1 protein-coding gene is annotated in these 1,478 nt (G+C 43.4%); it reads right to left on the bottom strand.

Features of this window, described 5'->3' with window-relative positions; genetic code table 11:
- Nucleotides 1-55: 55 nt before the first annotated feature.
- On the bottom strand, nucleotides 56-1,336 hold the full coding sequence (gene iscB / locus M4I42_RS16810; RefSeq protein ID WP_268853180.1) for an RNA-guided endonuclease IscB: 1,281 nt from the start codon (nucleotides 1,334-1,336) through the stop codon (nucleotides 56-58).
- Between the last annotated feature and the right edge of the window lie 142 nt (nucleotides 1,337-1,478).

Below are 1,478 nucleotides of genomic sequence, written 5' to 3'. Positions count from 1 at the left end.
TCACGAAACTTACGCAAGGAAGCCCCTGCCTTTAGGCACGGGGAGGAATTGCACCTTACGCAAGTTCCGCCACCCCCTTTCCATAAGCATATCCGTCAAATCGCTGAATGACTTGGACATATCTATAATTTATTCCTTGTGCGATACGCTTTCCGTCCTTGCCTTTAATATCGAAACTTCCAGTCTTTCTACATGCGACTTCGCCAAACCAAACGCCTTGATATTTCCCTCTTGGGACAACAGCCTTAACCATGTCCCCTGTTTGAAAACCAAAGAAGAATTTTTGTCTTGCAAGATAACCTCTTGGGAAGCCATATCTATCTAGGTTTGTACGAGAGCGACTACCACGCCCTTTTGCCTTGATAAATAACACTTCTTTTGTTTTGAAATATAAGTGATTTGTTGTGCTTTCGCCTACACAACAAGCGTCAAAATAATGTGTTTTCGGCAAGTCTAAACGAATACGATTCATTTTTGTTCGTGCACCTGTTCCACACTCGACATCTAATCCTGTCTGCTTTAACACTTCATACGCTTTCCATCTTGTCGAGTTGATAGCACTTGCATCCTTTAATGATTCTTTGACTTGCTTTTGAATGTGCGGATACCCGAATTCTTCTGCTGTCTTACTTCCTTTGCGCTGATTACAGTCATGACAGGCAAGGCATAGGTTATCCACTCGGTCTGTTCCACCTCTCGATTTTGGAATGATATGCTCCACTTCAAGTGGAACATTTTCTTTTCCGCAATAACAACACTTCCGCCCAAACTTTTCAAGCAAATACTCCCGTACTTCATATCCTTGTAGCGTGCCTTGTTGATACTCTACACCATTGATTTCAGGATTTCGCATGAGTTGCGTGTCGAATTTGGCATTTTCGTATGATATATACCCAATGGGGCATAACTTCTTTAGGCGGTTAACCCATGTTTGGATATTTTGCACACCACTCTCTAGTGATGACGGCAACCACCCCTCCTTTCGCTTGCGGTTCAGAAAGCGTGGTTTTCTGTATCTTGTTTTTCGATTTCGTCTTGCTCGACGAAAAGCACGCCTTTTATCTATTCTTTCCTTGATGTCTGTGCGATGGTCAAGTTGCCCTAACCATACCACTTCTTGTCCTCGCAAAATCGCTAATCCTGTATGCCTGCTTCCATAGTCGATTTTTAGCCGATATGTTGCTTTAATTTCTGATTCGTCTACTGATTTTTTCAAAATGATGGTAAATGGAAATCGCCTGTAAATCGCCGCCTTCCCTTGTTTCAACAGCTTTCTCGCAACTGCTTCGTGACAAGGAGCAAGCGGACACTTATTTGTGTCTAACACAAAAACCATAGGGTATTCCCCTTTCCTCTGCATAAAGCAGGTCATATTCTCCTCGACCATGTTATAGATGCTTGTTATGTGCAAGACACTAGCGCTACCCACCACGCTTGTTTAACCTTGCACGACAGAGGAACGGGCTGGAGAAGCACCC

Origin of the sequence: Anoxybacillus sp. J5B_2022 (assembly GCF_026847645.1) — a bacterium.
GTDB lineage: Bacteria > Bacillota > Bacilli > Bacillales > Anoxybacillaceae > Anoxybacteroides.
The sequence above is the reverse complement of the archived record's forward strand: the minus strand, read 5'-3'. Positions and strand labels throughout refer to the sequence as shown.